The organism is Pseudonocardia sp. TRM90224, assembly GCF_021245725.1.
Lineage (GTDB): Bacteria > Actinomycetota > Actinomycetes > Mycobacteriales > Pseudonocardiaceae > Pseudonocardia.
This window is the reverse complement of the sequence record NZ_JAJGSX010000057.1, coordinates 20,502-41,328: the sequence shown is the minus strand read 5'-3', so window position 1 is coordinate 41,328 and position 20,827 is coordinate 20,502. Positions and strand designations below refer to the sequence as shown.

At 71.2% G+C, this 20,827-nt stretch carries 20 protein-coding genes and 1 pseudogene; 15 read left to right on the top strand and 6 right to left on the bottom strand.

Features of this window, described 5'->3' with window-relative positions:
- Window positions 1–365 precede the first annotated feature (365 nt).
- From LL648_RS39835 to LL648_RS45600, 3 genes are all read right to left on the bottom strand, one after another.
- Window positions 366–1,028: a hypothetical protein gene (locus tag LL648_RS39835; protein WP_232668152.1), complete on the bottom strand. Its 663-nt coding sequence runs from the start codon at window positions 1,026–1,028 to the stop codon at window positions 366–368.
- Window positions 1,029–1,084: 56 nt separating this feature from the next.
- Window positions 1,085–2,218: an epoxide hydrolase family protein gene (locus LL648_RS39830; protein WP_232668151.1), complete on the bottom strand. Its 1,134-nt coding sequence runs from the start codon at window positions 2,216–2,218 to the stop codon at window positions 1,085–1,087.
- A 110-nt stretch (window positions 2,219–2,328) separates the two neighbouring features.
- Entirely contained in the window at window positions 2,329–2,448 is a 120-nt protein-coding gene (locus tag LL648_RS45600) for a DUF2695 domain-containing protein (RefSeq protein ID WP_232668150.1), read from the bottom strand.
- Between the two features lie 68 nt (window positions 2,449–2,516).
- Here LL648_RS45600 and LL648_RS39820 point away from each other — a divergent pair, with 68 nt between their 5' ends.
- The gene (locus LL648_RS39820) at window positions 2,517–3,497 is read left to right on the top strand and encodes a BtrH N-terminal domain-containing protein (protein WP_232668149.1); all 981 of its coding nucleotides are present in this window, start codon (window positions 2,517–2,519) and stop codon (window positions 3,495–3,497) included.
- Window positions 3,498–3,506: 9 nt separating this feature from the next.
- On the opposite strand, the gene LL648_RS39815 is transcribed toward LL648_RS39820, so the two are convergent.
- Window positions 3,507–3,959, bottom strand: coding sequence for a helix-turn-helix domain-containing protein (locus LL648_RS39815; protein ID WP_308190451.1), 453 nt, complete (start codon window positions 3,957–3,959; stop codon window positions 3,507–3,509).
- 23 nt (window positions 3,960–3,982) lie between these two features.
- On the opposite strand from LL648_RS39815, the pseudogene LL648_RS39810 reads away from it, so the two are divergent.
- A pseudogene (locus LL648_RS39810) lies at window positions 3,983–4,251 on the top strand (response regulator transcription factor); the annotation flags it as partial.
- 47 nt (window positions 4,252–4,298) lie between these two features.
- On the opposite strand, the gene LL648_RS39805 reads toward LL648_RS39810, so the two are convergent.
- Window positions 4,299–4,997 carry a DJ-1/PfpI family protein gene (locus LL648_RS39805; protein WP_232668148.1) on the bottom strand — a complete coding sequence of 233 codons (699 nt, stop codon included), beginning with the start codon at window positions 4,995–4,997 and terminating at the stop codon, window positions 4,299–4,301.
- A gap of 139 nt (window positions 4,998–5,136) precedes the next feature.
- Here LL648_RS39805 and LL648_RS39800 point away from each other — a divergent pair, with 139 nt between their 5' ends.
- The 6 genes from LL648_RS39800 to mmsB all read left to right on the top strand — a co-directional run bounded on the left by LL648_RS39800 (window position 5,137) and on the right by mmsB (window position 11,098).
- Window positions 5,137–5,592, top strand: coding sequence for a MarR family winged helix-turn-helix transcriptional regulator (locus tag LL648_RS39800; RefSeq protein WP_232668147.1), 456 nt, complete (start codon window positions 5,137–5,139; stop codon window positions 5,590–5,592).
- Window positions 5,593–5,624: 32 nt separating this feature from the next.
- On the top strand, window positions 5,625–6,005 hold the full coding sequence (locus LL648_RS39795) for a hypothetical protein (RefSeq protein ID WP_232668146.1): 381 nt from the start codon (window positions 5,625–5,627) through the stop codon (window positions 6,003–6,005).
- Window positions 6,006–6,110: 105 nt separating this feature from the next.
- On the top strand, window positions 6,111–6,740 hold the full coding sequence (locus tag LL648_RS39790; protein WP_232668145.1) for a zinc ribbon domain-containing protein: 630 nt from the start codon (window positions 6,111–6,113) through the stop codon (window positions 6,738–6,740).
- Between the two features lie 417 nt (window positions 6,741–7,157).
- The gene (chvE, locus tag LL648_RS39785; RefSeq protein WP_232668144.1) at window positions 7,158–8,300 is read left to right on the top strand and encodes a multiple monosaccharide ABC transporter substrate-binding protein; all 1,143 of its coding nucleotides are present in this window, start codon (window positions 7,158–7,160) and stop codon (window positions 8,298–8,300) included.
- 42 nt (window positions 8,301–8,342) lie between these two features.
- Window positions 8,343–9,860 (top strand): multiple monosaccharide ABC transporter ATP-binding protein, encoded by a 1,518-nt coding sequence (mmsA, locus tag LL648_RS39780; RefSeq protein WP_232668154.1) that lies wholly within the window; start codon window positions 8,343–8,345, stop codon window positions 9,858–9,860.
- Window positions 9,857–11,098 carry a multiple monosaccharide ABC transporter permease gene (gene mmsB / locus LL648_RS39775; protein WP_232668143.1) on the top strand — a complete coding sequence of 414 codons (1,242 nt, stop codon included), beginning with the start codon at window positions 9,857–9,859 and terminating at the stop codon, window positions 11,096–11,098. Before mmsA ends, mmsB begins: the two co-directional genes overlap by 4 nt.
- A gap of 22 nt (window positions 11,099–11,120) precedes the next feature.
- On the opposite strand, the gene LL648_RS39770 is transcribed toward mmsB, so the two are convergent.
- A complete protein-coding gene (locus LL648_RS39770) occupies window positions 11,121–12,149 on the bottom strand; it encodes a LacI family DNA-binding transcriptional regulator (RefSeq protein ID WP_232668142.1) in 1,029 nt (342 codons plus the stop codon).
- A gap of 235 nt (window positions 12,150–12,384) precedes the next feature.
- On the opposite strand from LL648_RS39770, the gene LL648_RS39765 reads away from it, so the two are divergent.
- From LL648_RS39765 to araA, 7 genes are read left to right on the top strand one after another with little or no spacing between them, the layout of a single operon-like run.
- Complete coding sequence (locus LL648_RS39765) at window positions 12,385–13,371, top strand: ABC transporter substrate-binding protein (protein ID WP_232668153.1); 987 nt, start codon at window positions 12,385–12,387, stop codon at window positions 13,369–13,371.
- 22 nt (window positions 13,372–13,393) lie between these two features.
- On the top strand, window positions 13,394–14,929 hold the full coding sequence (locus tag LL648_RS39760) for a sugar ABC transporter ATP-binding protein (protein WP_232668141.1): 1,536 nt from the start codon (window positions 13,394–13,396) through the stop codon (window positions 14,927–14,929).
- Complete coding sequence (locus tag LL648_RS39755) at window positions 14,922–15,956, top strand: ABC transporter permease (protein ID WP_232668140.1); 1,035 nt, start codon at window positions 14,922–14,924, stop codon at window positions 15,954–15,956. Before LL648_RS39760 ends, LL648_RS39755 begins: the two co-directional genes overlap by 8 nt.
- Window positions 15,953–16,975 carry a galactofuranose ABC transporter, permease protein YjfF gene (yjfF, locus tag LL648_RS39750; RefSeq protein WP_232668139.1) on the top strand — a complete coding sequence of 341 codons (1,023 nt, stop codon included), beginning with the start codon at window positions 15,953–15,955 and terminating at the stop codon, window positions 16,973–16,975. Before LL648_RS39755 ends, yjfF begins: the two co-directional genes overlap by 4 nt.
- Window positions 16,972–18,675, top strand: a complete 1,704-nt coding sequence (araB, locus tag LL648_RS39745) for a ribulokinase (RefSeq protein ID WP_232668138.1) — start codon at window positions 16,972–16,974, stop codon at window positions 18,673–18,675. The genes yjfF and araB overlap by 4 nt, the downstream gene beginning before the upstream one ends.
- Complete coding sequence (locus LL648_RS39740; RefSeq protein ID WP_232668137.1) at window positions 18,672–19,340, top strand: L-ribulose-5-phosphate 4-epimerase; 669 nt, start codon at window positions 18,672–18,674, stop codon at window positions 19,338–19,340. The genes araB and LL648_RS39740 overlap by 4 nt, the downstream gene beginning before the upstream one ends.
- Complete coding sequence (gene araA, locus LL648_RS39735; RefSeq protein ID WP_232668136.1) at window positions 19,337–20,824, top strand: L-arabinose isomerase; 1,488 nt, start codon at window positions 19,337–19,339, stop codon at window positions 20,822–20,824. The genes LL648_RS39740 and araA overlap by 4 nt, the downstream gene beginning before the upstream one ends.
- The last annotated feature ends 3 nt before the right edge of the window (window positions 20,825–20,827 follow it).

Sequence of the window (20,827 nt, the reverse complement as noted above, 5' to 3'; positions counted from 1 at the left end):
TCACGGCATCATGACCACACACTGACCCGCACGGTGTCGAGCACGAACTCCACCACTCAGCGGGACGTGACCGATTCTCATCCCTCGTGGCGGCCCGGAGGGCAACGGATGACTGTCCTGGCAACGCGTGCGTCGCGCACTCACGACCCACCGGATGAAAGGTCGCACTCGCTCGCTGGAACGTGGGACTCGCCCGTCGAGACGTGGGACTCGCCCGCTGAGACGTGGGATTCGCTCGCTGAAACGTGGGACTCGCCGTGTCGGAGGTGTCGACTCACCGTGCTGGAGGTGTCGACTCACCGTGCTGGAGGTGTCGACTCACCGTGCTGGAAGTGTCGACTCACCCGTCCGGCCCCAGGCTGTGATCAGGAGGTCCCGGGATACCCGATCCGCGTCAGGTCCTCGTGGAGGTCGGCGAGGGTGGCGTCCGGGTGCAGAGCCGAGACGACGCTTTGGGTAAGAGGCTGCATTGCATAGACGTGGCGAATGGCCTCGATGTCCGCCGCGATCTCGTAGATGTCCTCGGCGAACCGCTGGTAGGCCTCAGGGTGGCCGGCCGTCAGGACGGCGAACAGCTCCTCCGCACCGCCGTCGTCCGCCGGGTCCTCGGCGCGCCCCGTCTCCCACCCTGAGGCTCCCGGTTCGCGCCAGAAGCACACGGTTGTCACCGGCGTTCCGGTCTCGTCGATGAAGGCGGGGTCCGTGACGTATCGGCGGAACGCCTCTGGCAGACCGTCGAACAATCCCGGCCACGGCGCCGCAGGCCTGACCCGGTACGGGCTCATCGACGATTCGTGGTCGAAGCCGAGAGCGCAAGCACCCGCCGGCGAGAAGACGATCGAGTAGTCGTCGCCGCTCCCGTTGCTCATCGAGGCGAGCTCCTCCGTCGGCGACCACCGGGAGTTGAACCAGAAGTACCGGAAGTCCCGGGTCGGACTCACGATGGCGTCCAGGACGGCGATGGCTCGGGCGCGATCTCGAACGACCGGGATCTCGGGCAGCCGGCTGATGACGTCGAGGACGGACATGCCCGCATCCAAGCCGATCCCCCTGACAGCGCGGCAACGCCGGCCGGGCCGCCGTGTCAGCGCAGGTCGGTGAAGAAGGCGACGATGTCGTCGACCAGGCGGTCGGGGTCGGCCATCGCGACCATGTGGCTGCCCGCTTCGAGGCTCGACCACCGCACGATCTTGTTCGTGCGCGCGGCGATCTTGCCGAGCGCGGCGGGCCCGCCGTGCGACACCCCGGTCGGGACCAGGTCCTGGTTGATCGGCATGCCGGCGGCACCCTCGTAGTAGGTCCACGACGAGCTGGCGCCGGTGCCGGTGAGCCAGTACAGGCTGGCGTTGGTGAGGATCTGGTCGCGGTCGATGCGCTCGCTGGGCCCGCCGTCGAACTCCGCGAACCGCTCCACCAGCCACGCGAGCTGCGCGACGGGCGAGTCGTGCCAGCCGTACGCGAGCGTCTGCGGCCGTTTCGCCAGGTACGGCCCGTAGCCGCTGCCTTCGCTCCACCACTGGGCCATCTGGGCCAGCTCGGCCTGGTCGGCCTCGGTGAGTCCCTCGAACTCGGCCGGGTCGCCGGTCGGCACGCCGAGCCCACCCGTGATGTGCACGCCGATGACGTGCTCCGGGGCGGCGACGGCCAGCTGCGGGGACACCAGCGCGCCCGCGTCGTTTCCGTGCGCGCCGTAGCGGTCGTAGCCGAGCCTCCGCATCAGCTCGGCCCAGGTGCGGGCCACGCGCTCGGCGCTCCACGGCCGCTCGTCCGCCGGCTCGGGGAACGGTGAGAACCCGAAGCCCGGCAGCGTCGGCGCCACCACGTGGAAGTGCTCGCCGAGCCGCTGGACGGTCCGCATGTGCTCGGCGGCGGAGTTGGGCCAGCTGTGCGTGACGATCAGCCCGATCGCGTCGGGGTTCGCCGATCGCAGGTGCGAAAAGTGGATCTGCTGGTCGTCGATCACGGTGGTGAACTGCGGCACCGCGTTCAGCGCCGCCTCGGCCGCCCGCCAGTCGTAGCCGTCGTGCCAGTACTCGACGAGCTCCCGCAGGTGCGCGAGCGGGACGCCTCGGCTCCACGCGGCACCTGGCAGCTGCCTCGGCCAGCGGGTGCGCGCGAGCCGATCACGCAGGTCGTCGAGCTCGCTCTGGGGAACGTCGACGCGGAACGGGCGAACTTCCGCCGACTTCTCCGGAACGACCTGTCCCGATCGACTCATGACACCGACCCCCTCGAAACCGCTCGACGAGACTCCCTCGCCACCGCATGGGTACGGCTCCCGGCTGGAGGATCGCTGGAGCGATCCGCCGAACCTCGCCGATGATCGGCCTAACCGAAGACCTCGTCAGGATCGCAGTTCATGACGACCTCGCAGTCGCAGTACCCGCCGAACTCCTCCAGCCCTTCGCTCAGTGCTTCCCAACCGACCGCTGCGAACCCGCTCGGCACGGCGCGGGTTGACCCCGCCCCCGGGGGAGGGTCCAGGCTCCCAAGCCTGGGACGACGAGGGGTCCGAATTGATCATCGAGAACGTTTCGACGCGTGGGATGCAGCACTGCGAGACCACGGCGCTGGGTGTGCTGCTGCGGCACGACGGGCTGGATCTGTCCGAGCCAATGCTGTTCGGGCTGGGGGCCGGCCTGGCCTTCGTGTACTGGGACGGGAAGGGGATGGACTTCCCGTTCCTCGGGGGCCGGGTCAAGCCGTTCGAGCTCACCCGGAACCTCGCCGTCCGGTTGGGCCTGGGTTTGGTGGTGCGGGAGACCACTTCCGCGCGCAAGGCGTGGCAGGACGTCGAGGCCCAGATCGACGCCGGGAGGCCGGTGGGGCTGCAGCTCGACAGCCACCACCTGGACTACTTCGGGTCGAAGGTCCACTTCGGCGGGCACGTCGTGGCCATGTACGGGTACGACGACAGCAGGGCGTACCTGGTGGACACCGACCAGCAAGGCGGAGCGGTGACGACCAGCCTGACCAGCCTCGCCGCCGCCAGGGCCGAGCGTGGCCCGATGACGGCGCGGAACCGCTCGTTCACGATCACCGCCCCGGGCGATCCGGCCCCGGTGCGGGACCTGATCGTCCCCGCGATCAAGGCCTGCGCTCTCGACTTCATCGACCCGCCCATCTCGAACCTGGGACACCGGGGGATCGAGAAGGCCGCCAAGCAGGTGGGGAAGTGGCTCGACCGGGCCGCCGACCCCCGACGTGATCTCCCTCTGGCCGCCGCCCTCATGGAACGGGCAGGGACGGGCGGTGCCCTGTTCCGCAACCTCTACCGCGATTTCCTCGGCGAATGCACCGAGCTGATCGACGACGGCGGGCTGCGCACCGCGCACAAGATGTACCGCGAGGCCGCCGTTTCGTGGACCGAGGTGGCCGCGCTGATCGCCGCCGCAGGCGAGACCGGCGAGGCGATACACCTCGAACGGGCCGGCGCCCGCCTCCGTGACCTTTCGCGGCTGGAGCACGACGCCATGAGCGTGCTGGCCGGAATCTGACGGCGCCGCTCAGCGCCGCTCAGGCCGGTGCGTCGCCCGATATGCGGAGGGCGTTGCGCCGAGCCTGCGCACCACGTGCTGGCGCAACGAGTCGGCGGTGCCCAGGCCGCTGCGGTGGGCGACATGGTCCATCGGCAGATCCGTCCGCTCCAGCAGCTCACGCGCGAGCTCCACACGCTGGTGCAGGAGCCACTGCAGCGGGCTCGTGCCGGTCTCGGACCGGAACCGGCGCGTCAGCGTGCGGGTGCTCATCCGCGCATGCGAGGCCAGATCGGACAGCGTGAGCGGGGCGTCGAGCCGGCTCGACGCCCAGGCGCGCGTGGCTGCCAGGGTGGCATCCGCGGCGAGTTGCGGCTGGTCGCGGGGGCGTGGTGTGGGTGCGATGGCCAATCGCGCGGCCGCCGCGACGGCCGTCGAGGCGTGGGCGTCGACAACGACGTTTTGGCTGTTGTTAGCGCTCACAAACAACCAGAACGTCGTTGTCGACGGTCACGAAGCGCCTGATCGCGGAGTTCGCGGTGCGGGCCCGCCGCTGGCCCTCGATGTGCTGACCGCGCGGGAACGCGAGGTCCTGATGCTCGTCGTCGCCGGGATGACGAACGACGAGATCGCCGGTGAGCTGGTCGTCAGCATCGCCACCGCGAAGACCCACACCAGCCGGATCCTGGCGAAGCTCGGGGCCCGAGACCGGGCACAGCTGATCGTCATGGCGTACGAGTCGGGGCTGGTCCGACCCGGGGGCGCTGCGCTGTAGGGCCGCGACCCGTGCCCGGATCCAGGTGGTGGGCTCGGCTGCAGGGCTCAGGCGGTTGCCTTCGCGGTGTGGAGCTGGTCGAGCAGGGGTGCCGTCGGGTCGAGGTTCAGGATGGCGAACATCCGCTCCGTCGAGGCCTTGGTCATCTCGGGGCCGGCAAGGGCCGGGCTGCCGGTGCCGAACGGCGGGTGCGGTGCGTACTCGATGTCGAGTTCGGCCTGCCGGGCGGCTTGCTCGCCGCGCAGCTCGGCGAGCACCATCAGGGCGGCCTCGTAGGAACCGGTGGCGGGGCCGGCCGTCCAGATCTTCCCGTCCCGCACGACTTCACCGCCTTCGACGGGGATCGCGCCGAACTCCGGCAGCAGGTCGAGGATGTGGAAGTTCGTCGTGGCCCGGCGGCCCACCAGCAGGCCTGCGGCGCCGGCCAGGACCACCCCGCCGCACACGGCGATCACGTGCTTCGCCCGGTCGGCGGCGGCCCTGAAGAACGCGACGACCTCGGGGTCCGCGACGACGTGCGGCGGGATCGCGCCGACGGCCAGCACGTCCAGTTCGTCGGGGCAGTCGGCGAACGTCGTGGTGGGGGTGGTCGGGAACGTCGGGTACCCGTTGACGGTCGTGCGGTCCTTCCACAGCAGGTGGAGCTCGGTCCCCGGCTGGATGCCCAGCACGGTCTGGGGTCCGACGATGTCGCAGACGGCGTACTCGGGTGCGACGAGGATGCCGACGGTGAGCGGCTGGGGCATGGGGTCCTCCGGTTCAGGATCAGCTTTCAGTGAGACTGTAAGTCAGACTGATACTGGTGTTCAGAAGAAGGCCGGAGGTGGCCCCCATACTGAGCCGGACGTCCGGGGTCGACACCCGGGCCGGGGAAGAGGGTTGGGCATGGCAGGTGCGGACGAGCCACCGGAGAGCGGCTCCGTGTCGATCTTGATGGTGGCGGCCGGCCGGATGCTGAGCCGGCGGGTCGAGGACGAGCTGGCGACACTGGGGCTCACCCTGCGCCACTACGGCGCGCTGGCGCACCTGTCGCGCCGTCCGGAACTGTCGTACTCCGATCTGGCGCGCCGGGTCGGCGTCACCGCGCAGAGCATGCACGCCACCGTGCGGGCGTTGGAGCAGAGCGGGGCGGTCGTGCGGAGCCTGCCCGGTCATGGTCACGCCGCGCGCCTGGAGGTCACCGACCACGGGCGACACCTCATCGCGGAGGTCGGGGCGGCGGCGGAGCGTCTCGACCAGGAGCTGTTCGGTCGGCTGAGCGAGGAGGAGCGGACTGGGCTCCGAGCGGGACTGCACGCGCTCGCGCCGACCCCGGGTGCACGTCGGAGTGGTCCTGCTTGAGGGTTGATCTCCGGAGCTGGGAGCATCCGTCGGTGATCAGCGGAGTGGGGACCGCGGTGCGCGGTGCAGTTCTGGCGGCCGGGTGCATGGCGGCTTCGGTGCTCGCCGGTTGCGGGAGTGCGAGCCCGCCGCCCGCGGCCGCTCCGGCGCCAGGTCCGAGCGTCCCCAGTGCGACGTCGGCGCCGGCGTCCGACGTGTCCTGCATCAACCGCATCAACTACGCGGGCGACACCCGCAGCAACGCCGAGATCAACTCCCTCGGCGAGCAGGCGGGCACCTGCCCGCCGCCCTGGCCGTACCGCGCGGACGAGTCGTGCACCAACTGGATCGACTACGCGGGTGACCCGCGCAGCAACGCCGAGATCAACTCGGAGGGCGAGCGCACGGGCTCGTGCCCGTTGCCGCCGGCTTAGGCACGGCCCAAGTCTTCGGTCGCTACTTCGGTCGCGAGGCGTTGCTGGCGCTCGCACCACGGGACGACGATTTGCGGGTCCCGATCGCGCGGAGTGGAGGCGGACGTGCTCATCTGGGGTTGGACCGTCCTGTACAAGGTGTTGGCGACCGGTTCGTTCCACTGCCCGCAATGCGGATGCGACCGCTCCTACCGGAGCGTGCGGGCGCGCCGATGGTTCACCTTCTTCTTCATTCCGGTGATCCTGTTGCAGACGCTCGGGGATTACGTGCAATGCGATACGTGTGGGTCGTACTTCGACGAGATCGTGCTGACCGTGCCCACCCGGGAGCAGCTGCACCAGTGGTTGCCCCAAGCCGTGCGGGTCATGCTCGTGACCGTGGTGCGGGACGCTGCGGTTGCGGACCCCGCCGCGCGCGAGGAGGCCGCGACGGCCATCGCCGACGCCGGCCTGCCCGGCTACAACCGCCGACACCTCGACGTCGACCTGGCGACCCTGCCCGGCGACGTCGCGTCGATGTTCGGCGAGTGGGTCGAGTACCTCGGCCTCGAAGGCCGCGAGTACCTGCTGACGACGGCGGCGACCATCGTGACCCGTGACGGCCACTTCTCCGAGCAGCGGCGACGCTTGATCGACTACATGGGTGCCGTGCTGCGCATGTCGCCGATGCACGTGGTCGGGGTGCTGCGGATGGCCGGTTCCGGGGTGCGGCACCCGAATCCGGACGTTCGCTGAGGCGTTGCCTGTTAGCGCTCACACGCACGGGCGGGATGCGTGCGCGACGCACCCGTTGCCAGGAAAGTCCGTCATGACCCTCCGGGCCGCCACGAGGGATGAGAATCCCGTGTCGGGGTGCGGCTCGGGTGCGCGACCGCGGACGGGGTGAGTGCACGAGCGACCGCGGCCAGGGTCGGGGCCGCGGTGGCCGGCCGGGTTCAATGTGTGCGTTGCGCACGCGAGGGCAGGAAAGCCACTTTCCGGCCCGCACAGGGCAGGAAAGTGGCTTTCCTGCCCTCCCGTCGGGCCCGCCCGCACCTCGTCGACCCGTGACGGTGTTACCGGACCGTGACGCCCGCGGGGGCTGCGGACCCCCTCCACCCGCTATATGTTAGCGCTCACATTTTGGTCGGGCGTCTCGAGGAGGAGATGGACGTGCGCGCAAAGCTGGGCGTGATCGGGGCCGCTGCCGCACTGGTGGTCGGCCTCGCGGCCTGCGGCGGCAGCGGTGCCGGCGGGGGTGGGGGTGCCGGCACGAGTGCCCAACCGCAGGACCTCCTCGTCGGTGTCTCGATGCCGACGCAGACCTCGGAGCGGTGGATCGCCGACGGCAACTCCGTGAAGCAGCAGCTGGAGAAGGCCGGGTACAAGGTCGACCTGCAGTACGCGGGCGACGACATCCCGACCCAGTCGCAGCAGGTCGACCAGATGATCACCCAGGGCGCCGACCTGCTGGTCATCGCGGCCATCGACGGCACGGCGCTCAGCAGCCAGCTGCAGGCGGCCGCCGGCGCGAAGATCCCGGTGATCGCCTACGACCGGCTCATCCGCGACAGCGAGCACGTCGACTTCTACGTCACGTTCGACAACTTCCAGGTGGGGGTCGCGCAGGCGAACGCGCTGCTCACCGGCCTCGGCCTGCTGAAGGAGGACGGCTCGAAGGGCACCGCGACGGGCCCGTTCACCATCGAGCTGTTCGCGGGCTCGCTGGACGACAACAACGCCACGTTCTTCTTCAAGGGTGCCATGTCGGTGCTGCAGCCGCTGCTCGACAACGGCACGCTGGTCGTCAAGAGCAACCAGAAGTCGATCGAGCAGGGCGCGATCCTGCGGTGGCAGCAGGAGACCGCGCAGCGGCGCATGGAGGACCTGCTGACCTCCAGCTACAACGACGGCACGAAGCTGCAGGGCGTGCTCTCGCCCTACGACGGGATCTCGCGCGGCATCATCACGGCGCTGCAGAACGCCGGCTACGGCACGGCGCAGAACCCGATGCCGGTCGTCACCGGCCAGGACGCCGAGATCGCGTCGGTCAAGCTGATCGCCGACGGCGTGCAGAACTCGACGATCTTCAAGGACACCCGGCTGCTCGCCGAGCAGGCCGTCGTCGCTGGCCAGGCCTTCCTCGGTGGCACCCAGCCGAAGGCGAACGACACCACGACCTACGACAACGGGGTGAAGGTCGTGCCGTCGTTCCTGCTCCCGGTCGAGACGGTGTACGCCGACACCATCAAGCCCGTGCTCGTCGACTCCGGCTACTGGACGGCCGACGAGGTCGCCAAGGGCCAGGCGGGCTGAGGTCGGGACGTGCCGGACGTGTCGGTCGACCGCATCCTGGAGATGCACGGCATCACCAAGACGTTCCCGGGTGTAACCGCGCTGGACGACGTGAACCTCGAGGTCCGGCGCGGTGAGATCCACGCGGTCTGCGGGGAGAACGGCGCCGGGAAGTCGACGCTGATGCAGGTGCTCTCCGGGGTGCACCCGGCCGGCACGTACGACGGGGAGATCGTCTTCGACGGGACACCGGTGCGGTTCGCCGGCATCCGCGACAGCGAGCACGTCGGGATCGTGATCATCCACCAGGAGCTCGCGCTGGTGCCACACCTGTCGATCGCGGAGAACATCTTCCTGGGCAACGAGCGGCGCGGTCGGGGCCGGCTCATCGACTGGAACCGCACCAACGCCGAGGCCGGCCGGCTGCTCGCCGAGGTCGGGCTGGACGAGAACCCGGTGACGCCGGTCGGTCAGCTCGGCGTGGGCAAGCAGCAGCTGGTGGAGATCGCGAAGGCGCTGTCGAAGGACGTGCGGCTGCTGATCCTCGACGAGCCGACCGCGGCGCTCAACGACACCGACTCCGAGCACCTGCTGGACCTGCTGCGCCGGCTGAAGGACCGCGGGATCACCTCGATCATGATCTCGCACAAGCTGGGCGAGATCGTCAGCGTCGCCGACCGCACGACCGTGATCCGCGACGGGCACACCGTCGAGACCATGGACATGGGCGAGCCTGACGCCACCCAGGAGCGGATCATCCGCGGGATGGTCGGCCGCGACCTGGACAGCTTCTACCCGTGGCGGGTGTCCGCGCCGGGCGAGGAGGTGCTGCGCATCGAGGACTGGACGGTCCGGCACGCCACGCAGGACCGCACGGTCGTCGACGGGGTGAGCCTCAACGTGCGAGCCGGTGAGGTGGTGGGCATCGCCGGGTTGATGGGCGCCGGGCGCACCGAGCTGGCCATGAGCGTCTTCGGGCGCTCGTACGGCCGCGGCATCAGCGGCCGGCTGTTCGTGCGGGGGCGGCCGGTGCGGGCCCGCACGGTCGCGGAGGCGATCGAGAACGGCATCGCCTACGCGACCGAGGACCGCAAGCGCTACGGCCTCAACCTCATCGACGACATCCGTCGCAACGTCTCCGCCGCCGGGCTGCGCAAGCTCGCGCGCCGGGGCTGGGTGAACGGCAACGAGGAGATCAAGGTGGCCGAGGAGAGCCGGCGCACCCTCGCGATCAAGGCGCCGAGCGTGATGAGCGTCGTCGGCACGCTCTCCGGCGGCAACCAGCAGAAGGTCGTGCTGTCGAAGTGGCTGTTCACCGACCCGGACGTGCTGCTGCTCGACGAGCCGACCCGCGGGATCGACGTCGGCGCCAAGTACGAGATCTACCTGATCGTCAACCGGCTGGTCGCCGCGGGGAAGGCGGTGCTGGTCATCTCGTCCGAGCTGCCCGAGCTGCTGGGGATCTGCGACCGCATCTACACGCTGTCCGCCGGTCGCATCACCGGTGAGCTGCCGGTCGCCGAGGCGACGCAGGAGCGCCTGATGGCGCTCATGACCCAGGAGAAGGAGCCCGTCCGATGACCAGGACCGCGCCGCCGTCCGGCCGGGCCGAGGAGAGCACGACGGCCGCCGCGCTGCACGTAGGCACCAGCGACATCCGGGCGTTGATCACCCGCAACCTCCGCCAGAGCGGCATCTACGTCGCGTTCGTGGTGATCGTCGCGCTGTTCGCGATCCTGACCGGCGGGGTCTCGCTCAGCCCGGTCAACGTCACCAACATCGTGCTGCAGTACTCCTACATCCTCGTGCTGGCCATCGGCATGGTCATCGTGATCATCGCCGGGCACATCGACCTGTCGGTCGGCTCGGTGGTGGCGCTGACCGGAGCGATCTCCGCGGTGCTGGTGATCGGCCAGGGGTTGCCGTGGTGGCTGGGGGTGCTCGCGGCGCTCGCCGTCGGGCTCGCGGTGGGCGCGTGGCACGGGTTCTGGGTGGCCTACGTCGGGATCCCGGCGTTCATCGTCACGCTCGCCGGCATGCTGCTCTTCCGCGGCCTGACGCTGCGGGTGCTGGACAACATCTCGCTCTCGCCGTTCCCCGCGGAGTACCAGCAGATCGCGAGCGGGTTCCTCAACGGCCTGTTCGGCGGCGACGGCTACGACGTGTTCACGCTCGTGATCGGCGCGGTCGGGGTGGCGGGCTACGCGGTGAACGGGTTCCGCACGCGCGTCGCGCGCATCACCTACCACCAGCCGGTGGAGTCGTTCCCGCTGTTCGTCGCGCGGGTGGTGCTGGTCGGGGCGGTGGTCATGTACTTCGCCTGGCAGCTCGCGAACGCACGTGGGCTGCCGGTCGTCCTGATCGTGCTCGGCGTGCTGGTGCTGGTGTACGGCGTGGTCACGCGGCGCTCGGTGTTCGGCCGGCAGGTCTACGCGATCGGCGGGAACCTCGCGGCGGCGACGCTGTCAGGGGTGAAGGTCCGCGCGGTCAACTTCTGGATCTTCGTGAACATGGGCCTGCTGTCCGGGATCGCCGGCGTCATCTACTCGTCGCGCTCGAACGGTGCGCAGCCCGCGGCCGGCAACATGTTCGAGCTGGACGCCATCGCCGCGGCGTTCATCGGCGGCGCGGCCGTGACCGGCGGCGTGGGTACCGTCGTCGGGGCGATGGCCGGCGGCCTGATCATGGCCGTGATGAGCAACGGCATGCAGCTGATGGGCGTCGACCAGTCGGTGCAGTCGATGGTGAAGGGCTTCGTGCTGCTCCTGGCCGTGACGTTCGACCTCTACAACAAGCGACGCGCGGGCGCCGCCCGCTGAGGTGCGGTTGTGTCCTCTGGGGTCAGCGACGGGCGACGCTGCTGCGCTCGACGAGGGTGGGCGTCACGACCTGGTCGGCGGGGCGGTCCGAGCCTTCGAGCTGCTCCAGCAGCACGCCGACCGCACCCGTCGCGACGGCCTCGAAGTCCTGGCGCACGGTTGTGAGCGGCGGGATGTAGTGGGCCGACTCGGGGACGTCGTCGAACCCGACCACGCTCACGTCCTCGGGTACGCGGCGACCGAGCTCGTGCAGGGCGTGCAGCACACCCAGGGCCATGGCGTCGTTGGCCACGAAGATCGCGTCGACCTCGGGCATCCGGCCCAGCAGCTGGCCGGCGCGGTAGCCCGACGCCGCGGTCCAGTCGCCGGGCACGGGCGGCGGCACCGTCCGGCCCTCCTCCCGCAGCACGGCGGCCCAGCCCTCGGTGCGGCCGGCGGCGTCGAACCAGTCCTGCGGCCCGGAGACGTGCCACACGGTGCTGTGCCCGGCATCCAGGAGGTGACGGGTCGCGAGCCGGCCGCCCTGCCGCTGGTCGACGGCCACGGTGCTGGCGGCCGCTGTGGCAGTGGTGGCGGCGGTGGAGAGCGGCCCGTCGATCGTGACGAGCGGGGTGCCGGAGGGCAGGTCGGCGAGCGCCTCGGCGGCGCCGCGCACCGGCACGATCGCGGCGATCGCGGAGACGCGCTGGTCGAGCAGGGCGGTGACGGCGAGCTGCACGGCCGCGGTCTCGAACGTGCGGACGCGCGAGACGCTCACCGCGAACCCGGCGGCGCCCGCCGTCTCCTCGAACGCGGCGAGCAGCGACGCCGGGCCGTAGAGGGTCGAGCGCGGGGCGACCACGCCGAGGGTGCGGGACTGGCCGGTGGCCAGCGCCCTCGCGGCGCGGTTGGGCCGGTAGCCCAGCTCGGCGATCGCCGTGCGCACGCGCAGGCGGGTGGCCTCCTTGACGTTCGTATGGCCGTTGAGCACACGCGACACCGTCTGGTGGGAAACGCCGGCTAGCTTCGCGACGTCGAACATCGACGGCTCGCGTCCCGTGGTCACGTCCATGGGTAGACGGTAGCGCCTCCCACCTGCGCGCTGTCCAGGCCTTCATGTGAGCGCTCTCCATCGAGTTGCAAGCGGTTGCGATCAGTCAACCTGCCTGCACGGACTCTGCGACGCAATCGTTGCCTCGGATGCCCTTGACGCCACGAAATGTGAGCGCTAACAATGTGGCCCGCGCTACACACGATCCGGTCATGGCCCGAAGGGTGAACCCATGTCGACGCTGACATCCAGGCGAATGCTGCTCGGTCGCATCGCCGCGGCAGCGGTGCTCGCCACCGCGCTCGCCGCCTGCGGCTCCGCTCCCACGCCCGCGGCGCCCGGTGGCGCCGCCGGCGGCGACGGGAAGCTGGTGATGGGCTTCTCCCAGGTCGGCGCGGAGAGCGGCTGGCGGACGGCGAACACGAAGTCCGTCCAGGAGTCGGCCGCGGCCGCGGGCGTGGAGCTGAAGTTCTCCGATGCCCAGCAGAAGCAGGAGAACCAGATCAAGGCGATCCGCTCCTACATCCAGCAGAAGGTCGACATCATCGCCTTCTCCCCGGTCGTGGAGACCGGCTGGGACGCGGTGCTGCAGGAGGCCAAGCGCGCCAACATCCCGGTGATCCTCACCGACCGCGCCGTCGACTCGCCCGACACGTCGCTCTACAAGACGTTCCTCGGCTCGGACTTCGTGGTGGAGGGCACGAAGGCCGGCGAATGGCTGGTCGCGCAGTACCAGGGCGCCGCGGCGGCCCCGGTCGCGGTCGTCGAGCTGCAGGGCACGACGGGCGCGGCGCCGGCGATCGACCGCAAGGAGGGCTTCGCCAAGGCGATCGCGGCCAACCCGAGCATCTCGGTCGTCGCCTCGCAGACCGGCGACTTCACCCGCTCCGGCGGCAAGCAGGTGATGGAGGCGTTCCTCAAGTCCCAGCCGAAGATCGACGTCGTCTACGCGCACAACGACGACATGGCGCTCGGCGCGATCGAGGCGATCGAGGCCGCCGGCAAGGTGCCAGGCAAGGACATCAAGATCATCTCGGTGGACGCGGTGAAGGACGGGATGACCGCGCTCTCCCAGGGGAAGATCAACTTCATCGTCGAGTGCAACCCGCTGCTCGGCCCGCAGCTGATGGACCTGGCGAAGAAGGTGCACGCCGGTGAGCAGGTGCCGGCCCGCGTCCTCACCGAGGAGACGACCTTCGACCAGTCCCAGGCAACGGCCGCGCTGCCCGAGCGCAAGTACTGAGCTGGAACGGCAGGCGCACGTCATGCCAGAACCGGTCGTCGCCATGCGCGGCATCGAGATCGGCTTCCCCGGGGTCAAGGCGCTCGACGGGGTCGACTTCCGGCTGCTGCCGGGCGAGGTGCACGCCCTGATGGGCGAGAACGGCGCCGGCAAGTCGACGCTGATCAAGGCGCTGACCGGGGTGTACGGCCTGGACGGCGGCACGGTGACCGTCCGCGGCGAGCCGGCGGTGTTCTCCGGTCCGGCCGCCGCGCAGGCCGCCGGGATCGCGACCGTCTACCAGGAGGTGAACCTCTGTCCCAACCTGTCGGTGGCGGAGAACATCCTCCTGGGGCGCGAACCCCGCCGACCGGTCTGGCAGGGCGGCCGCATCGACCGCCGCGGTGTCCGCCGGCGGGCCGGCGAGCTGCTGGCCCGCCTGCGCCTGGACGTCGACCCGGACTCCGCGCTCGGCGAGCACCCGCTCGCGGTGCAGCAGCTCGTCGCGATCGCCCGGGCCGTCGACCTCGAGGCCGACGTGCTGATCCTCGACGAGCCGACGTCCAGCCTCGACGCGACCGAGGTGGCGGAGCTGTTCCGGATCGTGCGCGGCCTGCGCGCGGACGGGGTGGCGGTCCTGTTCGTCTCCCACTTCATCGACCAGGTGTACGAGATCGCCGACCGCGTGACGATCCTGCGCAACGGCCGGCTGGTGGGGGAGCACCTGGTCGCGGAGCTGCCGCGGCTGGACATGGTGGCGAAGATGGTCGGCCACGAGCTCGCGGTGCTCGCCGACCTCGACCGGGAACCGGCCGCCGAGGTGGCGGGCGACCCGACCGTCACCCCGGTGCTCGCCGCACGTGGGATCGGGCGCGGCGGCGCGATCGAGCCGGCCGACCTCGACGTGCGGCCGGGTGAGGTGGTCGGGCTGGCCGGGCTGCTCGGGTCCGGTCGCACGGAGCTGGTGCGGCTGCTGTTCGGGGCCGACCGCCCCGACGCCGGGTCGTTGCAGGTCCGCGGGCGTCCGGTGCGGCTGCGCGGGCCGCACGCCGCGGTCGCCGAGGGCATCGCGTTCTGCTCGGAGGACCGCAAGGGAGAGGGCGTTGTCGGTGACCTGACGGTGCGCGACAACATCGTGCTGGCGCTGCAGGCCCGCCGCGGCTGGGCGCGGCGCATCCCGCGCCGGACGGCCGACGAGCTGGTCGCGCGCTGGATCTCCGCGCTCGACATCCGCCCGGCCGACCCGGACGCGCTGCTGCGCAACCTCTCGGGCGGCAACCAGCAGAAGTGCCTGCTGGCGCGCTGGCTGATCACCGAGCCGCGGCTGCTGATCCTCGACGAGCCGACCCGCGGGATCGACGTCGGCGCGAAGGCCCAGATCCAGCAGCTGGTGGCCGAGCTCGCCGGCGACGGGCTCGGCGTCGTGTTCGTCTCGGCAGAGCTGGAGGAGGTCGTGCGCCTCTCCGACCGGGTGGCTGTGCTGCGCGACCGGCGAAAGGTCGGCGAGCTGCCGCGGGCCGATGCGTCGGTCGGGCGCGTGATGGAGCTGATCGCGAGCGGGGGTGGGCACCTTGCGTGAGTCGCTGGGTGAAAGGCTGCGACGCTCGCCGCTGGTGCTGCCGGCGGCCGCGCTGCTGGTGTTGTTGCTGGTCAACGTCGTGGTCACGCCGGGCTTCCTGGCGCTGCGGGTCGTCGACGGGCACCTGTTCGGCAGCGTGGTCGACATCCTCAAGAACGGGGCGCCGACCGCGCTGATCGCGCTGGGCATGACGCTGGTCGTCGCCACCCGCGGCATCGACCTCTCGGTCGGCGCGACCGTCGCCATCGCCGGGTCGGTGGCCTGCACGTGGATCGCGGGCGCGTCCGACCCGACCGACCCCGGCACCGCGCTCGTCGGGATCGTGCTCGCGCTGGGCCTCGCGCTCGTGCTCGGGGCGTGGAACGGGCTGCTGGTCGCCGCGTTCGGCATCCAGCCGATCATCGCGACGCTCGTGCTGATGACGGCGGGACGCGGGCTGGCGATGCTGATCACCGACGGGCAGATCATCACCGTCGCCAACCCGCTGTTCGCGGAGCTGGGCGGCGGGTTCCTGCTGGGGCTGCCGGTCGCGGTCGTGGTGGCCGCGGTGATGTTCGCGGCCGTCGCGCTGCTGACCCGCCGCACGGCGCTGGGCCTGCTGATCGAGTCGGTCGGGGTGAACCCGACCGCGAGCCGCCTGTCCGGAGTGCGGGCCCGTGGGATCGTCTGGGGCGGGTACGTGTTCGCGGCGCTCTGCGCCGGCGTCGCGGGGCTGATGATCAGCTCGAACGTGACGGCGGCCGACGCCAACAACGCCGGGCTGTGGATCGAGCTGGACGCGATCCTGGCCGTCGTGATCGGCGGCACGCTGCTCACGGGCGGGCGCTACTCGATCGGCGGCACGCTGCTCGGCGCGCTGATCCTGCAGACGCTGACGACGACCGTCTACACGGCCGGCATCCCGCCGGAGGTGTCGCTGGTCTTCAAGGCCGCCGTGATCATCGTGGTGTTCCTGCTGCAGGCGGAGAAGGTGCGCGCGCTGTTGCACCGGCGACGTCCGGTCGGGGAGCGGGTGGCGACCCCATGACCGCGACGATGCCGACCGGCACGACGACGCCCGCGGCGAGCGCCGCGCGCAGCCGCTCGTGGCGGCCGAGCCGGCGACTGGTGCCGACGCTGGCGACGTTCGTGCTGTTCGTGGCGCTGTTCGCCGGCGGCTCGCTGCGCTACGACGGGTTCTTCTCCGGGCAGGTGCTGCTCAACCTGTTCGTCGACAACGCCTTCCTCATCGTGCTCGCGGTGGGCATGACGTTCGTGATCCTCACCGGCGGGATCGACCTCTCGGTCGGCTCCGTGGTGGCGCTGTCCGGCGTGCTCTCGGCGAAGCTGCTCGCTGCGGGCTGGGCGCCGGTGCCCGTCATGCTGCTGGTGCTCGTGCTGGGCACGGCCCTCGGGCTGGCGATGGGCGCGGTGATCCACTACCTGGACGTCCAGCCGTTCGTCGTGACGCTCGCGGGCATGTTCCTGGCCCGCGGCCTCTGCTACGTGGTGAGCGTCGAGTCGATCCCGATCCGCGACCCGCTGTTCACCGCGTTCGCCACCGGGGCGGTGTACCTGCCCGGCACCGAGCTCTACGTCAGCCCGTCGGTGCTGGTTGCGCTGGCGGTCGTAGCGATCGCCGCTTACGTGCTGGCCTGCACCCGATTCGGCCGCGGCGTCTACGCGGTGGGCGGCAGCAGCCACTCGGCGATGCTGATGGGCCTGCCGGTCGCGCGGATCCGGGTCGGCGTCTACGCGATCAGCGGGTTCTGCTCGGCACTGGGCGGGCTGCTGTTCGCGTTCTACGCCCTCTCGGGCTACAGCCTGGCCGCGGTCGGCACCGAGCTGGACGCGATCGCCGCCACCGTCATCGGCGGCACGCTGCTCTCCGGCGGGGTCGGGCTGGTCGCAGGCTCGCTGCTCGGTGTGCTCGTGCTCGGCCTGATCCAGACCGTCATCTCGTTCGAGGGCACGCTCAGCTCCTGGTGGACCAAGATCGTCATCGGGGTGTTGTTGCTGGCCTTCGTCGTGCTCCAGCGCGTGATCGTCCGAGGAGGACCCCGGTGACCGCCCCCGTGAACGCCCCGTCCAACGCTGTGACGATCGGTGTCGATTTCGGCACGCTCTCGGGGCGGGCGGTCGTCGTCCGCGTGTCCGACGGCGAGGTGCTCGCCGACGCCGTGCACCCCTACGCGCACGGGTCGATGGAGCGGGAGCTGCCCGCGACCGGCGAGCCGCTGCCGCCCGCGTGGGCGCTGCAGGTGCCGTCGGACTGGGTCGACGTGCTGCGGGTGGCGGTGCCCAAGGCGCTGGCGGCGTCCGGGGTGGCGGCGAGCGACGTCGTCGGCATCGCGACCGACTTCACCGCCTGCACGATCCTGCCGACGCTCTCCGACGGCACGCCGCTGTGCGAACTGCCCGAGCTGGCCGGCCGCCCGCACGCCTACCCGAAGCTGTGGAAGCACCACGCCGCCCAGCCGCACGCCGAGCGCATCAACGCGCTCGCCGCGGAGCGCGGCGAGCCGTGGCTGGCCCGCTACGGCGGGCGGATCTCCAGCGAGTGGGAGTTCGCCAAGGCGCTGCAGCTGCTGGAGGAGGATCCCGAGGTCTACGCCCGCACCCGGCGCTGGGTGGAGGCGGCCGACTGGATCGTCTGGCGGCTGTGCGGGAGCTACGTCCGCAACGCCTGCAGCGCCGGGTACAAGGGCATCCTGCAGGACGGCCGGTACCCGGACCGGGCGTTCCTCGCCGCACTGAACCCGGCCTTCGCGGGGTTCGTCGAGGACAAGCTGGCGCAGCCGATCGGCGCGCTCGGCGACCGCGCGGGCGCGCTCAGCGCCGAGGCCGCAGCCTGGACGGGCCTGCCCGAAGGCATCGCGGTCGCGGTGGGCAACGTCGACGCGCACGTCACCGTGCCGGCCGCGAACGCGCTCGAATCCGGGCAGCTGGTGGCGATCATGGGCACCTCGACGTGCCACGTGATGGTCGCCGACCGGCTCGCCCAGGTGCCGGGCATGTGCGGGGTGGTCGATGGCGGGATCGTCGCGGGGAAGTGGGGCTACGAGGCCGGCCAGTCGGGCGTCGGCGACATCTTCGGCTGGTTCGTCGACACCGCCGTGCCGCCCGCGTACCACGAGGAGGCCGCCCGCCGCGGCGTCGACGTGCACGAGCTGCTCACGGCGCTCGCCGCGGAGCAGCAGGTCGGCCAGCACGGGCTGGTCGCGCTCGACTGGCACGCCGGCAACCGCAGCGTGCTCGTCGACCACGAGCTCTCCGGGCTGGTCGTCGGGCAGACCCTGGCGACCCGCCCGGAGGACACCTACCGGGCGCTGCTGGAGGCGACCGCGTTCGGCACCCGCACGATCATCGCGGCGTTCGAGGACGCCGGGGTGCCCGTCACCGAGCTGGTGGTGGCCGGCGGGCTGCTGCGCAACGAGCTGCTCATGCAGATCACCGCCGACGTGTGCGACCGCCCGCTGTCGGTGATCGGCTCCGCGCAGGGTCCGGCTCTCGGCTCGGCCATCCACGCCGCGGTCGCAGCCGGCTGCTACCCGGACGTGCCGGCCGCGGCGGCCGTCATGGGGCGGGTGGAGCGCGATCGCTACCGGCCCGACCCGGACCGCGCCGCCGCCTACGACCGGCTCTACGCCGAGTACGAACTGCTGCACGACCACTTCGGACGCGGCGCGAACGACGTCATGCATCGCCTGCACGCACTGCGAGTCGAGGCGACGGCGAAGCGGAACGAGAAGAAGGAGAACGTGTGAACTCGACCGTGGAGCGGCTGCGCGAGCAGGTCTGCGCCCTGCACGCCGAGCTGGTGCGCTACGGGCTGGTCGCCTGGACCTCCGGCAATGTGTCGGGCCGGGTGCCGGGCGCCGACCTCTTCGTGATCAAGCCGTCGGGCGTCTCCTACGACGAGCTGACCCCGGAGCACATCGTTGTGTGCGACCTGGACGGGGAGCTCGTCGAGGGCGAGCTGGCGCCGTCGTCGGACACCGCGGCGCACGCCTACGTCTACCGGCACATGGACGTCGGCGGGGTGGTGCACACGCACTCGCCCTACGCCAGCGCGTGGGCGGCGCGGCACGAGGCGGTGCCGTGCGCGCTCACCGCGATGGCCGACGAGTTCGGCGGGGAGATCCCGCTGGGCCCGTTCGCGCTGATCGGCGACGACTCGATCGGCCGCGGGATCGTCGAGACGCTCTCCGGGCACCGCTCGCCGGCCGTGATCATGGCCAACCACGGCGTGTTCAGCGTCGGGGCCGATCCGCGGGCTGCGGTGAAGGCCGCCGTGATGTGCGAGGACGTCGCCCGCACCACCCACCTGGCGCGCCAGCTCGGCCCGCTCGTCCCCATCCCCGAGGCGGAGGTCACCGCGTTGCACGACCGCTACCAGCAGGTCTACGGCCAGCGGACGGTGTCCGCGTGACCGGTGAGATCTGGTTCCTGACCGGCAGCCAGGGCCTGTACGGGGAGGAGACGCTCAAGCAGGTCGCCGACCAGTCGCGGGAGATCGCCGAGCGGCTCGACGACCGGCTGCCCGTGCCGGTGGTGTGGAAGCCGGTGCTGACCGACGCCGACGGCATCCTGCGCACGATGCTGGCGGCGAACGCCGACCCGCAGTGCGTCGGCGTGATCGCGTGGATGCACACGTTCTCCCCGGCGCGGATGTGGATCCACGGGCTCGACGCGCTGCGCCGGCCGCTGCTGCACCTGCACACGCAGGCCAACCGGGCGCTGCCGTGGGCGAGCATCGACATGGACTTCATGAACCTCAACCAGGCCGCGCACGGCGACCGGGAGTTCGGCTACATCGGCGCGCGGCTGGGTGTCGTGCGCACGGTCGTGGCCGGGCACGTCGACGACCCGGCGGTGGGGGAGCGGATCGAGGCGTGGACGCGGGCCACCCGGGCCTGGGCGGAGGTGCGCTCGCTGCGGCTGGCGCGGTTCGGCGACACCATGCGCGACGTCGCCGTGACCGAGGGGGACCGCACGGAGGCGCAGTGGCGCTGGGGCGTGACGGTGAACGGCTACGCCGTCACCGACCTCGCCGCGGCCGTGCACGGCAGCCTCGACTCCGAAGTGGACGACCTGGTCGCCGAGTACGCCGAGCGCTACGACGTGGTGCCCGAGCTGCGGGCCGGTGGGGAGCGGCACGAGTCGCTGCGTTACTCGGCCCGGATCGAGCTGGGGCTGCGGGCGCTGCTCGACGAGTCCGGCTCCAGGGCGTTCACGACGAACTTCGAGGACCTCGGCGCACTGCGGCAGCTGCCTGGCCTGGCGGTGCAGCGGCTGATGGCCGACGGCTACGGCTTCGCCGGCGAGGGCGACTGGAAGACCGCGATGCTGCTGCGCGCCCTCAAGGTCGCGGCCGAGGGCCTGCCCGGCGGCACGTCGTTCATGGAGGACTACACCTACCACCTCGGCCCGGGGCCGCAGCGGATCCTGGGCGCGCACATGCTGGAAGTGTGCCCGTCGATCGCGGCGGACCGGCCACGGGTGGAGATCCACCCGCTCGGCATCGGCGGCCGGGAGGACCCGGTGCGCATGGTGTTCGACGCGGCCCCCGGGCCGGCCGTGGTGCTGGGGATGTCGGACATGGGCGACCGGTTCCGGCTGGTGCTGAACGAGATCGACGTCGTCGAACCGGACGAGCCGCTGCCGAACCTGCCCGTCGCGCGGGCGGTCTGGACCCCGCGACCGGACCTGCGCACGTCCGCCGAGGCGTGGATCACCGCCGGCGGACCGCACCACACGGTGCTCTCCACCGCGCTCTCGACGGAGATCGTGAACGACCTGGCCGAGCTGGCCCGCACGGAGCTGCTGGTGATCGACGAGCACACGACCACCCGCCGGTTCGTCCGGGAGCTGCGCTGGAACCAGGCCTACCACCGGCTGGCCGGAGCCCTGTGATGG